The sequence below is a fragment of the Nostoc paludosum FACHB-159 genome (assembly GCF_014698835.1).
Taxonomy (GTDB): Bacteria; Cyanobacteriota; Cyanobacteriia; order Cyanobacteriales; family Nostocaceae; genus Nostoc; species Nostoc paludosum.
Genome location: NZ_JACJTU010000056.1, coordinates 26,450 through 44,861 on the forward strand (window position 1 = coordinate 26,450; position 18,412 = coordinate 44,861).

Below are 18,412 nucleotides of genomic sequence, written 5' to 3' on the forward strand. Positions count from 1 at the left end.
ACTACTGAGCAATAAATCCTTCGGGTCTGATGGCGCCTTCTAAATCAACTCCCATCAGGTTTGCTCCTTGGATGTTTGCATTTGTGAGGTTTGTCTTTTCCAAGTCTGCGCCTTGCAAGTTTGCCGCTTGTAAATTTGCTCCCAAGAAGCTAGCCTTTTCTAAGTCTGCATCAAATAGGTTGGCTCCCGCTAAGTTTGCTCCTGCGATGTTTGCCTTGCCTAAATCTGCTCCTTGCAAGTTGGCTCCTTGTAAGTTTGTTTGCTGTAAGTTTGCTCTTTCAAAATCTGCTTTTTGTAAGTTCGCACCTTGCAAGTTTGCTGCTTGCAGGTTTGCATCCTTGAGAACTGCACCAGTTAAATTACATCCGACACATTCTTTGGTTGTTAGTAAACGTTGAACGTTGGCTGCTACAGATTCTACTGGTACTGCAACTGGGGGTATTACTGGGGTTGGTTCCAATACTGGTGATGGAACTGGAGATATTACTGGAGTTGATTCTAAAGCTGGTTCTGATGGTGCTATTGTTTGAGCTTTAGCGCTGGGTTGATCCAGTAGCGAAAATGTTGCTACAACTACTACAAATAGGGCAGTTACGAGCCACTGAGTTAATTTTTTTGAATTTAGTTTATTCATCGTTTGCTTCCTGTGATGATTTGCAGTGTTAGATTTGCTTTTGTAAGAGCCATCAATAATGTGCTTTATGTTCACTTTAAATAAGTTGATTGATAAGAGCAAATATTTTTTTGATTTAAAAACATAAATTCAAGTGATTAAAAAACTATTGGACTGGGAAGCGGATTAGGGACGCAGAGAATTTAAAACTCTGCAAAGTTGGCTTGACAGGCTACTAGATTTAGAAACCGATCCCCAATCCAAAGTCTAAAATCCCAAATCCAAAATTGTATGACCATAACTAACTGCCAAGCATTGCCAAACTAGGTAAGAGTCGATAGGTTTCACTTTTAATCAAAATAGACAATCCTAGCCAAATTAAGACAAAGGGGAAGATTTTTCGACCATACCGAGCTAAAACAGGCGTCATGAGAGGATTACGGGTCAAGTTGTAAGACAAGAAGCACCACGCGCCAACAGTCAAATAACAAACACACAAAATTACGCCCAAACTTGGAAGATTGCTACTGGCGAATAAAGGTACATAAATTCCAATGTTGTTTCCACCATTGGCAATGGTAACTGCTGAAACACGGTAGGTTTGGGGATCGCGGATGGTTGCCAATAATGATTTCTTCTGCCGCCCAGATTTGCTCGGAGAGGGTAAACTAATTGACACATCTTGTACTGTCTCTCCGTCGTCTTCTCTACTCATGAAATTACTGATACCAATGGCGATGGGAAGTAAACCTAGTAACCCAATCCAGGTACTAGGAATAATCAAACCACCGAAGAAACCAGGCAAGCTAGCAAGCACTAATACAGTGAATCCAACAAATTCACCGATAACAATATGTTTAGCACTAAAGGTGCGATTGACTTTCCCAAAGAAAGTTGTCAAATATAAATTGTCGTCAAAGGTAGTTGCAAAAGCTACAGAGAACCCAATAATTACCGTACTGATTAGCCAACTCATGATCGCTACTCACAATAATTCAATGCTATTTTTCCTAAATCCTGACTCTGCTTTTCGATGTGATGGCAGTTCAGGTTTTTTGACTGTTCTTCCTAGCGACAACTAATAGAGGTTCACCAGTCACCAGCCAATTGCCCAATCTTTAGAAGCGATGCCTACGGTAGTAAACTACGCCTCCAATCAAATTGGTGATTTTTTTCTCAGCAAGGTACCTTGGGAGTTCATGCAGTCAATATTATGACCTTTGACCGAATAAGAGCAAATACTCTTGTTTTTTAAAATGATAAATTAAAGTGATTAAAAGAGAATTCAGAAGTCAGAATTGGTGAATTCAGAATCAGAAGAAGCTTTGCAACTTTAGTCGTGAGAGTGTCAAACGAAATTCTGGTTGCAAATGCGTTGCTAGGGGCGTACATCTGTATCCCCCTACGTTAATTCTTGGATTGCAAAGATTTTTGTCAATGGTATTAGTAATGTTTAATTTTTTTAACAATAAATAATTCCAGACTGAGAAGTCATAAACAAAAAACTCCACGCCACTTGCTCTGTGGAGTTTCCCGTCGCTTTTAATGAATAACTGCTCAAGCACCACACCAAATTTTTAATTTGGTGGACTACAATTAGTGGCGGGTCTAATCCCGTTTCCTTGCTCTAATTTGTGAATTCTGAATTCACCAATTCTGAATTCTTATTTTCAACTCGTAATTATGCTAACTAGTGTTGACCGTCTATTATTTGTCCGGCGAGTCCCAATTTTTAAGGAATTGCGGGACGATTTTATTGTGCGGCTGACTTCAGTGATGAATGAATTGTCATTTCCAGCTAATTACACGATTTTTAGGCAAGGAGAAGAAGGGCGATCGCTCTACATTGTGGTATCAGGTCGTGTTAGAGTCCATATTGGGAACAAACAGCTGGCAGAAGTAGAACAGGGAAAATACTTTGGTGAGATGGCAGTATTTGATACTCAACCCCGTTCCGCCAGCGCCACCACTTTGGAACCTTGCGAATTTCTAGAGCTGACCCAAGAGCAATTATATGATGCCATTGAAGAAACTCCAGATATTGCGGTGAATATCATTCGTGAGCTATCGCGGCTGATTCGCAGATTGAACGATGATATGAATGTGACTTCTTTGCCAAGTTAATCATCTATAGGAATAATACAGCAGTTTTCTTTTGCATGAAGTACAAAGTCACTGGTTTTGAGGCAGAAGGCAGTGTTTCGACTACGCGGTAATCGAGCGAAGTCGAGATTCAACAACCAGGCAGGAGGGAGAAGAATAATTTGATTTGTGAATCCTTGGTTCTGTACCTCATTTAGGGTTCTTGGCAACTTTTGGTGATGATGAAAAGTTACGCGCTTTAAGGCAGAGGGCAGGAGGCAGAAGGCAGAAGGGTTTTAAGATTCTGCCTGTCGTCGTAGAACTTGTGGCCAAGACTCAGATCAAACTTGAAGACTTTTCTTGTGATCTAGAGGTTCTGTAACCCTTGCACAGCAGGAATTTCTGTAGTTTTCTTCTTTCTTCCTTCTGCCCTCTGCCTTCTGCCTTCTGCCTAAACCAGCCCACTAGTGATCACCAAAAGCTGACAAGAACCTCATTTAGTTGCAAACTGCTGTATTTGATTTCTGAAAAAAACTCTCTCGGTCAGAGGAATGGAAGTGGGTTGGAGTTCCCTTAAATCCATGTTTTTGAAGATGCTACTTTCAGACATTCTTTAATAAACTGCTGTGGAATTTCTACACTTTCTCCCCAATGTAAATGAACATAAGAAGCATGAACATTTGCAGGTAAACTCCATCCCTCGCATCCCATATTTTCCTCACAATCGTAGCGAGAAGTTTCAAATAGGGGCTGATTGGGAATTGAGGTTAAATGAGAACGATGAAACTCGTGTCCGTAAACAGTTTTACCTACCTTGACTAACAGATTATCTTGCAAAGCTACAGCACGACGATAACCCAAAGTTAAACGCCCACCCATCACGGCAGATGTTGGTAAAACTCCCGCCATCGACCAAGATTTACCTTCAAAATCGATAATTTCTTCACACAAATACATTAATCCCCCACACTCAGCAATTGTGGGCATTCCTTTGAGAATTGCTCTTTTTACTGCATTACGGGCGCTGATATTTTCTGCTAATTGCTGGGCAAAAACTTCTGGAAAACCACCCCCAAAATACATTCCTTGGACATCTTTTGGTAGTTCAGCATCTTTTAGAGGACTCCAGAAAACTAGTTCTGCACCCAGTTGTTGCAGTAAATCGAGATTGTCTTGGTAATAGAAATTAAAAGCGCGATCGCGGGCAATGGCAATTCTAACAGGGGAGTAGGTAGAGACGCGATTCATCGCGTCTGTAGGGAGATGAGGAGATGGGGAAATGGGGAGAGGTTTTGATTGTAACAGCGGTAATAAGCGTTGCCAATCGAAGCACGTATCTCCTAAATCGGCAAGGCGATTGATTACAGCATCGAGTTCGGGAAGTTCGGCCGTGGGTACTAAACCCAAATGGCGATCGGGAATTGTGATATTATCTTGACGCCGCAGCACACCGAGAATCGGTAATTGTAGGGATTGTAGGGAGTCTTTGAGGAGAGACAAATGGCGATCGCTCCCCACTCTATTTAATACTACCCCAGCCATTTTAATTCGGGGATCGAAAGATTGGTAGCCGTGGGCGATCGCTGCCACAGAACCAGACAAACGGCTACAATCGATCGCCAACACCACAGGTAAATCTAACAACCGTGCGATGTGTGCGGTACTAGCAAAGTCAGTTGGGCATGGGTCATGGGGCATTGGGCATTGGGCATTGGGTATTCCCCACGTCCCCGTCTCCCCGCTTCCCCGCGTCTCCCCCACACTATGCCCAATTCCATCAAATAGCCCCATCACTCCTTCCACTAGGGCATATTCGGTGAGTTGACTATGACGGGCAAAACATTGCTGGACGTAGGCCTCAGAAGTTAGTACTGGATCTAAATTTCGACAAGGACGACCAGTTACATGTTGGTGAAACATGGGGTCGATGTAATCTGGGCCGACCTTGAAAGATTGTACAGAGCGATCGCGACGACATAAAGATGCTAAAAGGGTGAGCGTGACTGTTGTCTTGCCCACCCCACTACGTTCTCCAGCAATGATTAGAGACATGAAAAATTTAAAAGTTAAGAGTCAGAAATTATGCATTATAACTCCTAACTGTTGTACAGACGCGATTAATGGCGTCTCCTAACTTCCAATCTTAAAAGTTTTCGCTATCACTCCTAGACTTTCTTCAAAAAGTGACTCGCGACCCCAACGTTGCACCTGCTGACTCAGCAATGCTTCCGCCTTTTGTTCTGAGAGTGAACTCACTTGTTGAAACAGACCTGCGGCTTGGGCACCACCGTGTGTTTCCATCCGCATACAACCACCGGTTTCTGAGCAGATTACTGTACCACAATCTGCTTGAGTATTTGTGGAACTCAGGCGGATAGCAATCAAGTCACCAATAATTTCACCGACATCAGCAACAGGGACTCCGGCTAACTCAGCTTCTACTTGTCGCTGGTCTTTGGCAAGGAAGCGAATACGGGTAATGTCGTAATCTCCGCTTTCCTTTTGATAGGAAACTGGCAGCCATTCTAGCCGACTTGCCAGCCAGCCCAAAAACAGCAATGCTTGTGCGGGGTTGCCTTTTTCGTAATCAATTGTTACTCTATCAATTTCTTTGAGAGCAGCACGACGGTGGGGTGCATCGTAGGCTTCAGCTGTCAATTCCTGCCATGCTGAAAGGCGACGCCAGTTCAAGTCAGCTAGAGGAACACCAGTTTCCACCAATTCTTGGAGGCGGAGTAAGTCGCTTTCTGGCTCGTTAAAGCGGCAAGAATCCACAATCACGTTATTGCAAACTGCTGACAGCCGCTTGAATAAAGTGTTGTTGGGGTCTGGTGTTGCCTTCCACCAAAGAAATTTGGGCAAGCCACCAATCAACAATGCCGGAATCATCCCGCCTACGCGTTCCAAGGCAGCAGCGGTGCCACTAAGAGTGATGTATTCGCAGCAGATGAGTGTACTTGAAGATTGCTTTTGAATGGGGCAATAGGCAGAAACTTGAGCCTTAACGCCTTCATCTTCTCCAGTAATGGGGAACAGGGCAATAATCCGGCAGGGGTTACGGAGAGCGATTTCATCAGCTATTCGGGGGCTTGGGGCATTTAAGTTATAGGAAGAACCATTATCCCCGCTAGCGCCATTTCCTTGACGTTTGGTGAATTCTTCTCGCAATAAAGCCAGGGTTTCAGGTGTTGCGATTCCGGTTTCTGGCAGTGAATATTTTATCTGTACTTGTCGTAGAGCGGCTTCCATTTGAGGCCCTAAAATTCCATCCAGTGGCCCGTTATAAAAACCTAAAGTAGCTAAAAGATACTGGGTTTCTTCTGGTTCGTAAACCACTAAAGTAAATGTCGTGGCGCGAGTGGCAGCAGGAAGCGCACCATCTTCGCCGGTAATACCGTAACTTTGCCAGATTTGATTCAGTTCCGCTTCTATTTCTGTGAGTGAAATATCCTTCGGAGCTTGAAGTGAAAAAATAGTAGGAGCTTGGGGAGCCATAGTCAATTTTGGATTTTGGATTTTGGATTTTGGATAAGTTAGGAATTAGGAGTTAGGAGTTAGGAGTTGAAAGTTAGGAGTTAGAAGTTGAAAGTTAGGAGTTAGAAGCTAACAATTATTAACTCAAAACTCATAACCTATAACCCATAACTCATAACTCCTAACTCCTAACTTTTTACAGTCTGCGCCAACGACGGCCATCCTGGTTAATTAATAATTCTGCTTCTGTTGGTTCCCAAGTACCGGCTTCGTACTGGGGAATGGTAGTTGGGTCTGTGGGTGCATCCCAAACTGAAAGGGCTGGGGTTACTACTTGCCAAGCTGCTTCTACTTCGTCGGCGCGGGTGAATAATGTTTGATCGCCCATCATACAATCAAGGAAGAGGCGATCGTAGGCATCGGAAGTTGCTTGGATGCCAAACGAACCATAACTAAAGTCCATATCCACGGAACGGGTGCGGAATTCTGCCCCAGGCATTTTCACATCAAAGCGGAGGGAAATTCCTTCGTTCGGCTGAATCCGCATTGCCAAAATATTGGCGTTTCTCTGTTGCGCGGCGGATTGAAACATCCGAGAAGGAACGTCGCGGAAGTGGATGGAAATCTCACTGACTTTTTTCGGCATCCGCTTACCAGTCCGCAGATAGAAAGGAACACCCTGCCAGCGCCAGTTATCAACTAAAAACTTCATGGCGACATAGGTGGGTGTTGTAGATTGGGGATTGACACCTGGTTCTTCCCGATACCCTGGTGCTGGTTGACCTTTCATCCAACCAGCGCTATATTGACCGCGCACTGCGGAACGTGAGAGATTGTGGACATCAGCTAAACGTGTAGCTTGCAAAACCTTTACTTTTTCAGTACGGATACTGTCGGCATCCATTGAGTTGGGTGCTTCCATTGCTGTCAGGCAGTAAAGTTGCATTAAATGGTTTTGCAACATATCCCGTAGTGCGCCGGCGCTTTCATAGTAACCAGCGCGGTCTTCCACGCCCACGGTTTCTGCTACGGTAATTTGCACGTGGTCAACAAATTGCCGATTCCACAAGGGTTCAAAAATCGCATTGGCGAAGCGAAACACCAGCAAATTCTGGACTGTTTCTTTACCCAAGTAGTGGTCAATACGATAGACTTGGTTTTCTTTACAAAATTTTTGTACTACTTGGTTGAGACTTTGGGCGGAAGCCAAGTCACGACCGAAGGGTTTTTCAATTACCAGACGATGTTTGTAGGGATCTTCTAGCATCCCAGCAGTTCCTAGCTGCCTAATTGCTTCGGGAAAGAATGCTGGGGCAACGGAGAGGTAAAACATCCGATTGCCTCGCGTGCCCCGCTTTTCGTCTAGTTCGGTTAATAAAGTTTTCAGTTTTTGATAACTTTCGGGCTTGTCGATATCGCCAGGACAGTAGAACAGACCTTGAGAGAAGTCTTGCCAGAGTTCCCCCAAATCGACATCGGGATGTGCCTCTTCCATCCCTTTTTGCATCTGTTCGCGGAAGTATTCGTGAGTCCACTCTCGACGTGCTACGCCGACGATGGTAGTTTCAGGTGGAATGCGCCGTTCTCGCCGCAATTTGAAAAGTGCTGGTACTAGTTTGCGCCAGGTAAGGTCACCGGAAGCGCCAAAGATAACTATAATTTGCGGTTCGGGCATCCCTTGTTGTTGCAGACCAACGCGCAAGGGATTTTCTAGCAGACTGACCATAGGAATTTTGGATGTTAGATTTTGGATTTTGGATTGGGTACTGGGGATTGGGGCATGGGGCATGGGGCATTGGGCATTGGGCATCCCTTCGGCTTCTCTACGAGACGCTACGCGAACGCTCAGGGCAAGTGGGCATTGGGCATTGGTTAAGAATTATTCTCCTTGTCCCCTTGTCCCCTTATCCCGTTGTCCCCTCTGCCCCTCTGCCCCGCATCTCCCAATCTCCCCACTCCCCAGCCCCTACACTGGCGACAATACCTTGATTTTTTCTTCTAAAGAGTTCATCAAGGACTGGAAGGGTTGGATGAACTTGTCAATACCTTCAGCTAGGAGTTCATCCATGACGGTATCGAGATTAATGTTGATGTCGGGGTCTTTGAGGTTTTCGATCAGCTTGTAAGCTTCTTCTGTTCCTGTTTCTATACGATCGCCTACGTTACAATGATCGGCACAAGCTTTGATAGTGCCTGGCGGTACGGTGTTCACGGTATCTTTGCCAATCAACTCATCGACATACATCACGTCGCTGTAGCTGGGGTTTTTGGTGCTGGTACTAGCCCACAGTAGCCGCTGTACTTTGGCTCCTTTTGCTGCTAAGGCTTGCCAACGCTCGCTTTCGATGATTTTCTTGTATTCTTGGTAGGCTATCTTAGCGTTAGCGATCGCTACTTTTCCTTTCACAGCTTTTAGCTTGGCTTCTACTGCAATATCATCAACACCTTTTTTCAACTTAGCATCAATTTTGGCGTCGATGTTGTTATCGATCCGACTGAGGAAGAAGCTGGCAACTGAAGCTATTTCGCTGATATCTTTACCATCGCTTGCCCGTTTTTCTAATCCCCGAATATACGCCCAAGCTGTGTTGACGTAGCTTTCTACAGAAAACAGCAATGTAATGTTAACATTGATGCCTTCGGCGATCGCCTGTTCTACTGCTGGCAAACCAGCTTCGGTACCAGGAATTTTAACCATCAAATTTTCCCGGTCAATTTCTTGAAAATACCGTCTGGCTTCGGCTATTGTTGCTTGGGTATCGTGGGCAATGGTGGGTGGTACTTCGATACTCACATAACCATCGAGTTTATTCGAGGCTTCATAAACAGGGCGTAAAATATCACACGCACTACGAATATCTGCAAAAATCAGCGATTCGTAAATTTTGTATGTTGGTAAGCCAGCCCGAACTCCAGCTTCTATATCAGCATCATAAATGACGTTGCCAGCGAGCGCTTTTTCAAAAATCGCTGGGTTGGAAGTTATCCCAGCAATTCCTTGATTTTCAACTAAGTCTCGGAGTTCGCCTGATTGAATAATGTCACGAGTCAAATTATCCATCCAGATACTTTGACCGTATTGCTTAATTTCTAGTAGATGATTGGTTGCCATAACCTAGTTTGTTTCACTCCTGTATGATGTTTCCTAGTGAAGTTGGCATCCATCAAATTCTCAAACAGCTATCAGTTAACATCTGTTGATTATTAAGTGTTGAATACTGTTGATTGTTGACGGTAACTCTTGAATTGTGACGTTGCCAATCACTTATCGCATCGGCCAGCTGAGATAATCCTTAATTTATTTTCAAGAAGTGCTATTCTGCATTCCCAATCCTAAATCACCATGATTAACCTTTAATTAATGAAATCTAAATGCATTATTGACGCTTTTTCATCCTCATTTAATGACCGTTTTGAATAAAAGACTCCACTTTAGCGACATCTTCTTTACTACCAATAATTAAAGGTGTGCGCTGATGCAGTTTTTTTGGCACTACATCCAAAATATCTACTAGCCCTGTAGTTGCACGGCCACCTGCTTGCTCAATCAAAAACGCTAGAGGTGCGGTTTCATAAAGCAAACGCAATTTCCCTTCTGGTTTTTGAATAGTACCTGGGTAGAGAAATACACCACCCTGAACTAAAATTCTATGGATATCGCTCACCATTGCCCCGCTGTATCGAGCGGTATAGCCTTCTGTGCGGTGAACGTAGCGAATGTATTCTCGAATTGATTCTTCCCACTGCCAGAAGTTACCCTCATTTACGCTGTAAACAGCACCGTGGTTAGGAATGCGGATATTTTCTTCTGTAAGAATAAATTCGCCTAAGCTGGGGTCGAGAACAAAGGAATGTACGCCTTTACCTATACTATAGACTAGCATTGTGCTGGGCCCATAGAGGATGTATCCGGCAGCAATTTGCTTGCGTCCGTTGGCCAGGAGGTCACTTGCTTGCTGATCGCTATCAGTTCCTTCTTGTTGGCGAATGGCGAAAATGGAACCTAAGCTGAGATTAATATCCGTGTTGGATGAACCGTCAATTGGGTCATATAGCAGGGTATAGCGCCCAATGGGGCAATTTTCTGGGATGTAGTAGGGTTTTTCCATTTCCTCAGAAGCGAGGCGACAAACTAAGCCGCTTTGCTTAAATACTGAGATAAAGACATCGTTGGCATACACATCCATTTTTTTGACGGACTCACCTTGCACATTCACTTCTCCAGTGAATCCGAGAACGCCTTCCATTAAACCAGCCCGACTCATGCGACGAGCAATCAATTTGCCAGCCAGGGCGATACGATTCATCAGCGCACTCAAATCTTGTGCATCTGCCGAAAAACTTTGAAGTTGCTGTAAGACGTGACGCGATAGAGTTGTACAATCACGATCTAAAGCTTTGTCTGTAGCGTCGTTGACGGACAAGTCTAAAGATTCTGGCGCTTGAGTCATTTTTGTGTTCTCCGTAGCCACTAGCTGTTAGTTGGGTTATATGTCGCAACTTTATGGTCGCTGTTTCTATCTTAGGAAGGTAATTTGAGAACTGAGATGCGACTTTAGATAAACTAAAGAAATGAATCTTTGATGACTATAGTCCTTAGAGCGATAGCTGATATTGAGGTGTTGGAGAGGGAGCGATGTCTACGACGGGCTACGCCTACGCACTTAGAATTTAATAAATTATTCTCTTATTAGTAAAAATCTACAATTTTTTGTAACAGTTATGATATAATCTGAAATCTTGGGCGATTAGCACAGGGGTAGCGCACATCCTTCACACGGATGGGGTCACTGGTTCAAATCCAGTATCGCCCATTTGTAGATTCGCAAATTATATGTCGCACTTTGTGATTTCAAGCATAAGTTTGCCCCAGCGGCAACATTATGCTTGAGGACTCGCGCGGCAGATTATGGTTGAAAAAGTGGATATTGAATTAAACACGTTTTTACCAGATTGAGTTCTAAATCTCCTTATCCAGCAAAATTAACTTGTGCTTGCTGCAATGTAGCACAGGCTTCTTTGTATCTTATTTTTCTTAGATATTTTTAGTTTCGGCCTTTTTTTGTGACTTTTTGACCGATTCTCAATCAATCTTAGCGTCGGCAAAGCCAGCCGCAGGCATCGCCTTATGTCCTGCTCAGCTTCTCACACTTGATATCTGGCAAGCTTTTTGCCTTTTTTAACCCATCCAACTCACGTTAATTTATTTCTGAATTCTGTTAGCGCAGCGGGGCGTAGCCCATTCTGAATTCTGTATTCTTCTTCAAAAAATTTGTTCTAAACGCTCGAAATCCCGCTGCACTTCATACCAGAGACTTTTATTATGAGGGTCTGTTTTCAGGGCTTTTTTCAGATAAATTCTAGCTTTGAGCAGTTGGTTTTCAGAAATTAATGCTCGGCCCCAGATTTGATAGGCAACTGCTAGCCATTGGCGGACTTCTGCATCACTTGATAACCGATCTGATAAAGCTTCGGCTAAGGCGATCGCTTGGGGAAATCGTCTTTCTTGCAAAAATCGCTGCAATTGCTCATAAGTTTTCCATTTGAGCCGCTGTTCTATTTCCACCAAATTAGGTGGCTTTGGTGTCCCTGGTTGGTGGGTTTTCGCCTTTGTGCCTGGTGTTTTTTCCCGATGCGTTGCTTTGGGGCGATCGCGTCCCGACGTTGACACCGAATTGGAATGTGCAGCTGTTTCTTCTGGCAGTACCACTGTCAGCAGGACTTTGTAAGCCTCTGTCAAGGCAATAAACTTATCTTTTGCTTTGTTGTCATCTGGGTTGATATCGGGGTGATATTGCTGCGCCAGTCGTCGATAAGACGCTTTGATGTCAGCAAAAGAGGCTCCCGACCTTAAACCCAATAAACGGTAGCAATCTCCAAGATCCATCTTGAGCTATGAGCTATCGAATATTTAGCTACGGGCTATCAGCTATGAACTTAAAGCCTGAGATATTAATCATAAAGGTAAATTTAATATTTTAAAGTTCAATTTTGACAGTTTTTTTAACATGGGGAATGGGGCATGGGGCATGGGGCATGGGTTATTAATTCTTATCCCTCATCTCCCCGCGTCCCCGCGTCCCCACGTCCTCTTCCTACGGTCTTTCTTCAATCACACGGTCAATCAAACCGTATTCTTTAGCTTCTTGGGCAGACATGAAAAAGTCACGATCCATGTCTTTTTCAATCTTTGCTAGGGTTTGACCTGTGTTGTCAGCATAAATTTGATTTAGCTGGTTACGAATCCGCAGAATCTCTCTGGCTTCAATTTCGATATCGCTTGCTTGCCCGCGGGTGCCACCAGAAGGTTGGTGAATCATAATCCGTGAGTGAGGCAACGCTAGACGTTTGCCTTTGGCTCCGCCTGCTAGTAGAAATGACCCCATAGAGGCTGCTAGACCGGTGCATATCGTGACCACATCTGATTTGATGTGCTGCATGGTGTCATAAATTGCCAGCCCAGAGGTAACCATACCACCAGGGGAATTGATGTATATGTAAATATCTTTGCCTGGATCTTCTGAATCCAGATATAGCAAGAAGGCTATAATCTCGTTGGCAATCTTATCATCAATTTCTTCACCCAGGAAAATAATTCGTTCCAGGGAAAGACGAGTATAAATGTGAACCCATTCCTCCATCTGTCCCCCTGGCAACCGATAGGGAACGCTAGGGTAACCAATAGGCATAATTTGCTCCGTTATTACAATGATTTATAGCAAGGATGAAGCCTGGTAGCTCCTCTGGGGTAGAGTGAGTTGAAATCAGAAGAAATCAGACTCACTGCATTTTTTAAAGGACGCTGGCAGGTAGTGGGGGATTGGCCAATTCTTCTTTTTCAAAAACTCGGTCAATCAATCCGTATTCCTTAGCTTGATAGGGAGTCATGTATAGTAAACGATCCATATCTTTGCTAATTTTTTCTGACGGTTGTTCTGTGTTGCGAGACAAAATGTCAATCATTGCTGTCTTGTTGACTAGAACTTCCCTGGCCCGAATTTGAATATCCGTTGCTTGACCTTGGGCGAAACTCTTGGGTTGGTGCAGAATAATCGAAGCATGGGGTAAGCTAGCACGGCAACCTTTCGTACCAGCACTGAGGATCATCGCTGCCATTCCCATCGCGGAACCGATGCAGATGGTGTGGATAGGAGGCTTGATATATTTCATTGTGTCATAGATGGCGAAGGCTTCGGTTTCAAAGCCTATGGGTTCGCCACTATAACCAGAAGTGCCTGTAGAGTTGATGTAAATTTTAATTGGTTTTTCTGGGTCATCGGACTGCAAATACAGGAGTTCGGCGATGATCAGTTTTGTGATTTGTGGAACTAAAGGAGTTCCTAAGTAGACAATTCGCTCCTTTAATAGTAGAGACGGTAAATCTGGCGGCGGTTTCCGGTAAAATCGATCGCCGTAATAAGGGGATTGAACAGCCTTGATGGCGGAAATGTCCATAGCAACTGATCGCCTGAAATTATGCCGTTAACTGTAATACATCCTAGCGTGATGCTAACTTGGTTCAAGGTGTGGATTTCTCCCTAGTACTGAAGGGGGGCTAGCATCTGCCAATATTTGGCTTCTAAGATATTCTGATTATATTAATGTATTGCATAGGTTTTCCGTAGCGCTAAAGTAGTGCTTTGAAGTTATTTACAAATATCTATATCTTAAATAGGAATTTTGAGTTATGAGGGTTAGCTTACAGCCTGCCTTGAATGATAGTAATTTGGACGCCAATCAAATCAACTCTCAACGCCAGTTGGGAATTTCGATTTCGGCGATCGCAGAAGTTCAAGACCGCAATGTGCCACTCAATTTGTGCCTGATTCTCGACCATAGTGGTTCGATGAATGGGCGGCCGCTAGAAACGGTGAAAAATGCCGCGAGTCGTCTGGTGGATCGATTAAGTCCTGGCGATCGCTTGAGTGTTGTAGTTTTTAATCACCGTGCTAAAGTCTTAGTGCCGAGTCAGGCGATCGAAGATCCAGAAAAAATTAAACAGCAAATTAAGCGTCTAGCCGCCGATGGTGGGACTTCCATTGATGAAGGATTGCGGTTGGGGATTGAAGAATTAGCCAAGGGTAAAAAAGATAGCGTTTCCCAAGCTTTCTTATTAACCGATGGCGAAAATGAACATGGTGATAATAATCGCTGTTTGAAATTTGCCCAATTGGCTGCCAGCTATAATTTGACTTTGAATACTTTAGGATTTGGTGACAATTGGAACCAAGATGTTTTAGAAAAAATTGCTGATGCTGGTTTGGGTACTTTGTCTTATATTCAAAAACCCGATCGCGTAGTTGATGAATTTAGCCGTTTGTTCAGCCGCGTTCAAGCAGTAGCGTTGACTAATGCTTATTTGATATTCTCCCTCATGCCCAATGTCAGGCTAGCCGAACTCAAACCCGTTGCCCAAGTTTCTCCAGACACAATTGAGTTACCACTGCAACAAGAACCTGACGGACGTTTCTCTGTGCGCTTGGGAGATTTAATGAAAGATGCAGAACGGGTGATTTTGGCTAATATTTATTTGGGACAATTACCATCAGGGAAACAAGCGATCGCCAATGTGCAAGTCCGCTACGACGACCCAGCTAGCAACGAAACGAGTATATTGACGCCAAATATCCCAGTTTACGCCAATATAGTCGGAGATTACCAACCAAACCCCAATCCCCAGGTGCAACAATCGATTTTGGCATTAGCGAAGTATCGCCAAACCCAGTTAGCCGAGACGAAATTACAACAAGGCGATCGCACTGGTGCGGCGACGATGCTACAAACGGCTGCCAAAACTGCTTTGCAAATGGGAGATACTGGTGCAGCGACAGTGTTGCAAACTTCTGCCACCCAGTTACAATCTGGTGGAGATTTGTCTGAAAGCGATCGCAAGAAAACCAGAATTGTCTCCAAAACAGTTTTGCAAGATACCCCTCCGCAATGAAAGTTAAATTGCTCTCGGCGCTAAATGACAATAATGTTGATGTGGCTCAAACAAGCAGCCAACGTCAATTGGCAATGACAATTTCGGCAATTGCTGGTGAGTTTGACCAAAATCTCCCCCTTAACCTCTGCTTGATTCTAGATAAAAGCGGTTCCATGCATGGACAACCAATTACAACGGTGATTCAAGCAGTGGAAGGATTAATCGATCGGTTGAAGCCTGGCGATCGCATCTCAGTTATCGCTTTTGCGGGTTCTGCGGAAGTCATTATCCCCAACCAAATTATTGAAGACCCCGAAAGCATCAAATCTCAAATTAAAAAGAAACTCAGTGCTAGTGGCGGTACAATAATTGCTCAGGGTTTGGAACTGGGAATTACAGAACTGATGAAGGGCACAAGAGGCGCTGTTTCCCAAGCTTTTCTGCTGACGGATGGCCAAGGTGAAAGCAGTTTGCGAATTTGGAAGTGGCACATCGGCCCTGATGACAACAAGCGCTGTTTGGAACTCGCGCAAAAAGCTGCCAAGCTGAACTTAACTATCAATACTCTCGGATTTGGTAATAACTGGAATCAAGATTTGTTAGAAAAAATTGCCGATGTCGGTGGTGGAACTTTAGCTTATATTGAGCGTCCGGAACAAGCTCTAGAGCAGTTTAGCCGTTTGTTTGGACGCATTCAATCTGTGGGGCTAACCAATGCCTATTTGTTATTATCTTTAGTGCCCAATGTGCGATTAGCAGAATTTAAACCCATTGCCCAAGTTTCCCCAGACACCATTGAGTTACCAGTGGAATCAGAAGCTGATTCTGGTTTTGCTGTGCGCTTGGGAGATTTGATGCAGGATGTAGAACGGGTAGTTTTGGCTAATATTTATTTGGGACAGTTGCCAGAAGGTAAACAGGTAATTGGGCATCTGCAAATCCGTTACGATGACCCTTTGATTAACCAGCAGGGGTTACTTTCGCCCATCGTGCCAGTTTACACAGATGTGGTCAGGGACTATCAACCAGCATCTAATCCTCAGGTGCAGCAATCTATTTTAGCATTAGCCAAGTATCGGCAAACCCAGTTAGCGGAGGCGAAATTGCAACAGGGCGATCGCACTGGTGCAGCTACAATGTTACAAACAGCTGCCAAAACCGCACTACAGATAGGAGATAAAGGTGCAGCGACAGTGTTGCAAACTTCCGCCACCCGCCTGCAAGCTGGGGAACAACTTTCTGAAGCAGACCTGAAGAAAACTAGGATTGCATCAAAGACGGTTTTACAGGAATAGTAAAAATTCAGCTTTGCTGATTAACGGTGAGTATGTAAAGTATTTTAAATTTAAAAATGAGCATATTAAACTCTATCGGTAGAAAAACCTACCGAATGCTGGCTAACAATTCTATAAAGCAGAAGGTTCAAAAACTGTGGTCGGGTTGCCAAAGTTGGTTGTCGCTGCTTACGTTGAATGCAGTCATTACATGTCTTGTTTAATTGTGTGGATAGTTTACATAAATCTGCGATCGCTTATACTTAACAAGTTGCAAACCATCTCCAAAAAGCTTTAGTGAGATCGTCGGCTGACGCAAAAACTCCTCAACCAACAATGGACTTGATAATAGCGCCAACCAAAATTCGCATTTTCTGAGTGAGCTTCCCCTTTAGTTTATGTATCCATAGGTTTAGCCGATTTCATTCGTTGTTCTCCAACCTCAGATCTCGCCTCGGTTATGATGTCTTCCCAAGTCTCACCTAATTCTGTCAATGCAGCCTTGTTTTTTTCATAAAAAAGAATGCCGTTTTTGACCATCGCTTTGGCTATGGGTCTACCAACACTACCTATGAGTGGAAGAAAAACAGGTACAAGAATTATTCCGACAATTCCTGTAACTCCCAGTCCTTCTACTAAATCGCCAAGGTCGGGTAAAAGCTTAACTGACATAGTATTACCTCCCTTGTTTAATCTCAGTTGAGCCTATTTTTTATCTTCTCGTTAAAATTGAATATCAGAACATCCAGCAACTTATTGTTACGTTAAACAAAATCGCTTTAAAGTTTTATATCGCAAGCTTTCGGCTCAACGATACACCAAAATGAATGTGTAAATTTAAGCTTGTTGCTTATTGCCTGCTATAGATATGCCATAAGTTAAACATCAGCTAACAACAGTAAACCGCAGATAACAATAAGCCCCCGTTATACTCATAGGGTTAACGGGGGAGAACGTCATAATAATTATCTCTCGAACCAATTCGTGCTGATGCTTTAATTTTAGTTGGGGTAGTTCAGTCTAATTCCCGGCGTCCTTCCAAGGCTCTTGCCAAAGTAACTTCGTCAGCGTACTCTAAATCACCACCAACAGGTAAACCAAAAGCTATTCGTGTCACCTTGGTAAATGGCTTTAGTAGCTGACCGAGATACAGTGTAGTTGTCTCCCCTTCTACACTCGGACTAATTGCCAAAATCACTTCTTGGGGTTGTTGTTTACTCACCCGACGTACCAAAGCTTGAATCGTTAACTGTTCTGGCCCAATTCCGTCAATGGGAGAAATTACCCCACCCAAAACATGATACTTGCCCTTGTACTCGCGAGTTTTTTCTAGGGCAATCACATCACGAGAATCTGCTACTACACAAATAGTATTGTTATCACGGTTGACATTACGACAAATTTCACAAACTGGCTCAGCAGATAAGTGAAAGCAGACAGAACACAAGCCGATCTGTTTTTTTGCCTCTACCAAAGCTTGCGCCAAAGCTTCTACTTCTGCTTCTGGTCGCTTCAAAATGTGCAAAGCCAGTCGCTGGGCAGATTTGGGGCCAACTCCTGGTAAGCGTTGCAACTGCTCAATTAACCGTGCTAAAGGACGTGCGTAAACCGTGGTTTTGTCTCCAGAATGTTTTCACCTTAACTATGATGACATTCCTACAGAATTTTGGAGTGGTTTTGAGCCAATGGCTTTGGTGAGGGGCGATCGCTCGATTGAAACATCATAAAATTGAGTCAGGCTTGCACCAGTGATATGAAAAGGTCTGTAGACGACTACCATCGCATGATTGAAGTTTCGTATATCTTGATTGAATTAGTTGAAGGCATATGTCTTTACCCCCAATTTTAAGACACTAAAAAGCGCCCCCCTTCGGAGATCGCTTTTTAGTGTATTTGGGTTAATTACTGATTAACCGTTGATGGAAGGAGCGGTTAAAGCAACAGGAGCAACATCAGAAGCCGCCAAGTCTAAGGGGAAGTTGTGAGCGTTACGCTCGTGCATTACTTCCATACCCAAGTTAGCGCGGTTGATGATGTCAGCCC

16 protein-coding genes, 1 tRNA gene and 1 pseudogene are annotated in these 18,412 nt (G+C 43.9%); 4 read left to right on the forward strand and 14 right to left on the reverse strand.

The features are described 5' to 3' along the window. Position 1: 1 nt before the first annotated feature. Both H6H03_RS32870 and H6H03_RS32875 read right to left on the reverse strand, forming a co-directional pair. Positions 2–634 (reverse strand): pentapeptide repeat-containing protein, encoded by a 633-nt coding sequence (locus tag H6H03_RS32870; protein WP_190959228.1) that lies wholly within the window; start codon positions 632–634, stop codon positions 2–4. 280 nt (positions 635–914) lie between these two features. Continuing rightward, positions 915–1,589, reverse strand: coding sequence for a cadmium resistance transporter (locus H6H03_RS32875; RefSeq protein WP_190959229.1), 675 nt, complete (start codon positions 1,587–1,589; stop codon positions 915–917). 707 nt (positions 1,590–2,296) lie between these two features. Between H6H03_RS32875 and H6H03_RS32880 the strand changes: the two genes are divergently transcribed. Further along, positions 2,297–2,737: a Crp/Fnr family transcriptional regulator gene (locus H6H03_RS32880; RefSeq protein ID WP_096537316.1), complete on the forward strand. Its 441-nt coding sequence runs from the start codon at positions 2,297–2,299 to the stop codon at positions 2,735–2,737. A gap of 531 nt (positions 2,738–3,268) precedes the next feature. Here the strand turns inward: H6H03_RS32880 and H6H03_RS32885 are convergent. From H6H03_RS32885 to fbp, 5 genes are all read right to left on the reverse strand, one after another. After that, positions 3,269–4,747: a cobyrinate a,c-diamide synthase gene (locus tag H6H03_RS32885; RefSeq protein WP_190959230.1), complete on the reverse strand. Its 1,479-nt coding sequence runs from the start codon at positions 4,745–4,747 to the stop codon at positions 3,269–3,271. 78 nt (positions 4,748–4,825) lie between these two features. Then, on the reverse strand, positions 4,826–6,190 hold the full coding sequence (opcA, locus tag H6H03_RS32890; protein ID WP_190959231.1) for a glucose-6-phosphate dehydrogenase assembly protein OpcA: 1,365 nt from the start codon (positions 6,188–6,190) through the stop codon (positions 4,826–4,828). Between the two features lie 175 nt (positions 6,191–6,365). Continuing rightward, positions 6,366–7,895, reverse strand: coding sequence for a glucose-6-phosphate dehydrogenase (gene zwf / locus H6H03_RS32895; RefSeq protein ID WP_190959232.1), 1,530 nt, complete (start codon positions 7,893–7,895; stop codon positions 6,366–6,368). Positions 7,896–8,135: 240 nt separating this feature from the next. Continuing rightward, positions 8,136–9,281 (reverse strand): transaldolase, encoded by a 1,146-nt coding sequence (gene tal, locus H6H03_RS32900; RefSeq protein WP_190959233.1) that lies wholly within the window; start codon positions 9,279–9,281, stop codon positions 8,136–8,138. Positions 9,282–9,570: 289 nt separating this feature from the next. After that, positions 9,571–10,620 (reverse strand): class 1 fructose-bisphosphatase, encoded by a 1,050-nt coding sequence (gene fbp, locus H6H03_RS32905; protein ID WP_190959234.1) that lies wholly within the window; start codon positions 10,618–10,620, stop codon positions 9,571–9,573. Between the two features lie 291 nt (positions 10,621–10,911). On the opposite strand from fbp, the gene H6H03_RS32910 reads away from it, so the two are divergent. Beyond that, positions 10,912–10,983 (forward strand) — tRNA-Val (locus H6H03_RS32910). Positions 10,984–11,432: 449 nt separating this feature from the next. On the opposite strand, the gene H6H03_RS32915 is transcribed toward H6H03_RS32910, so the two are convergent. From H6H03_RS32915 to H6H03_RS32925, 3 genes are all read right to left on the reverse strand, one after another. Beyond that, complete coding sequence (locus tag H6H03_RS32915; protein WP_190959235.1) at positions 11,433–12,056, reverse strand: J domain-containing protein; 624 nt, start codon at positions 12,054–12,056, stop codon at positions 11,433–11,435. A gap of 208 nt (positions 12,057–12,264) precedes the next feature. After that, positions 12,265–12,858, reverse strand: coding sequence for an ATP-dependent Clp protease proteolytic subunit (locus H6H03_RS32920; protein ID WP_073642384.1), 594 nt, complete (start codon positions 12,856–12,858; stop codon positions 12,265–12,267). A gap of 103 nt (positions 12,859–12,961) precedes the next feature. Continuing rightward, on the reverse strand, positions 12,962–13,624 hold the full coding sequence (locus H6H03_RS32925) for an ATP-dependent Clp protease proteolytic subunit (protein ID WP_190959236.1): 663 nt from the start codon (positions 13,622–13,624) through the stop codon (positions 12,962–12,964). Positions 13,625–13,856: 232 nt separating this feature from the next. On the opposite strand from H6H03_RS32925, the gene H6H03_RS32930 reads away from it, so the two are divergent. Then, a complete protein-coding gene (locus tag H6H03_RS32930; protein WP_190959237.1) occupies positions 13,857–15,113 on the forward strand; it encodes a vWA domain-containing protein in 1,257 nt (418 codons plus the stop codon). Then, on the forward strand, positions 15,110–16,390 hold the full coding sequence (locus H6H03_RS32935; protein WP_190959238.1) for a vWA domain-containing protein: 1,281 nt from the start codon (positions 15,110–15,112) through the stop codon (positions 16,388–16,390). Before H6H03_RS32930 ends, H6H03_RS32935 begins: the two co-directional genes overlap by 4 nt. A 375-nt stretch (positions 16,391–16,765) precedes the next feature. On the opposite strand, the gene H6H03_RS32940 is transcribed toward H6H03_RS32935, so the two are convergent. The 4 genes and pseudogenes from H6H03_RS32940 to H6H03_RS32955 all read right to left on the reverse strand — a co-directional run. Further along, positions 16,766–17,041 (reverse strand): DUF5132 domain-containing protein, encoded by a 276-nt coding sequence (locus H6H03_RS32940; RefSeq protein WP_190959239.1) that lies wholly within the window; start codon positions 17,039–17,041, stop codon positions 16,766–16,768. Positions 17,042–17,384: 343 nt separating this feature from the next. Continuing rightward, positions 17,385–17,942 carry a recombination mediator RecR gene (recR, locus tag H6H03_RS32945; RefSeq protein WP_199339172.1) on the reverse strand — a complete coding sequence of 186 codons (558 nt, stop codon included), beginning with the start codon at positions 17,940–17,942 and terminating at the stop codon, positions 17,385–17,387. A 69-nt stretch (positions 17,943–18,011) separates the two neighbouring features. Then, positions 18,012–18,149, reverse strand: coding sequence for a hypothetical protein (locus H6H03_RS32950; RefSeq protein WP_190959240.1), 138 nt, complete (start codon positions 18,147–18,149; stop codon positions 18,012–18,014). A gap of 129 nt (positions 18,150–18,278) precedes the next feature. Further along, positions 18,279–18,412, reverse strand: a pseudogene (locus tag H6H03_RS32955) (photosystem II q(b) protein); the annotation flags it as partial.

What these genes read in the sequence shown, in the direction of transcription:
- H6H03_RS32870 (WP_190959228.1), bottom strand. Translation starts at nt 634, where the DNA reads ATGAATAAACTAAATTCAAAAAAATTAACTCAGTGGCTCGTAACTGCC.
- H6H03_RS32875 (WP_190959229.1), bottom strand. Translation starts at nt 1,589, where the DNA reads ATGAGTTGGCTAATCAGTACGGTAATTATTGGGTTCTCTGTAGCTTTT.
- H6H03_RS32880 (WP_096537316.1), top strand. Translation starts at nt 2,297, where the DNA reads ATGCTAACTAGTGTTGACCGTCTATTATTTGTCCGGCGAGTCCCAATT.
- H6H03_RS32885 (WP_190959230.1), bottom strand. Translation starts at nt 4,747, where the DNA reads ATGTCTCTAATCATTGCTGGAGAACGTAGTGGGGTGGGCAAGACAACA.
- opcA (WP_190959231.1), bottom strand. Translation starts at nt 6,190, where the DNA reads ATGGCTCCCCAAGCTCCTACTATTTTTTCACTTCAAGCTCCGAAGGAT.
- zwf (WP_190959232.1), bottom strand. Translation starts at nt 7,895, where the DNA reads ATGGTCAGTCTGCTAGAAAATCCCTTGCGCGTTGGTCTGCAACAACAA.
- tal (WP_190959233.1), bottom strand. Translation starts at nt 9,281, where the DNA reads ATGGCAACCAATCATCTACTAGAAATTAAGCAATACGGTCAAAGTATC.
- fbp (WP_190959234.1), bottom strand. Translation starts at nt 10,620, where the DNA reads ATGACTCAAGCGCCAGAATCTTTAGACTTGTCCGTCAACGACGCTACA.
- H6H03_RS32915 (WP_190959235.1), bottom strand. Translation starts at nt 12,056, where the DNA reads ATGGATCTTGGAGATTGCTACCGTTTATTGGGTTTAAGGTCGGGAGCC.
- H6H03_RS32920 (WP_073642384.1), bottom strand. Translation starts at nt 12,858, where the DNA reads ATGCCTATTGGTTACCCTAGCGTTCCCTATCGGTTGCCAGGGGGACAG.
- H6H03_RS32925 (WP_190959236.1), bottom strand. Translation starts at nt 13,624, where the DNA reads ATGGACATTTCCGCCATCAAGGCTGTTCAATCCCCTTATTACGGCGAT.
- H6H03_RS32930 (WP_190959237.1), top strand. Translation starts at nt 13,857, where the DNA reads ATGAGGGTTAGCTTACAGCCTGCCTTGAATGATAGTAATTTGGACGCC.
- H6H03_RS32935 (WP_190959238.1), top strand. Translation starts at nt 15,110, where the DNA reads ATGAAAGTTAAATTGCTCTCGGCGCTAAATGACAATAATGTTGATGTG.
- H6H03_RS32940 (WP_190959239.1), bottom strand. Translation starts at nt 17,041, where the DNA reads ATGTCAGTTAAGCTTTTACCCGACCTTGGCGATTTAGTAGAAGGACTG.
- H6H03_RS32950 (WP_190959240.1), bottom strand. Translation starts at nt 18,149, where the DNA reads ATGGTAGTCGTCTACAGACCTTTTCATATCACTGGTGCAAGCCTGACT.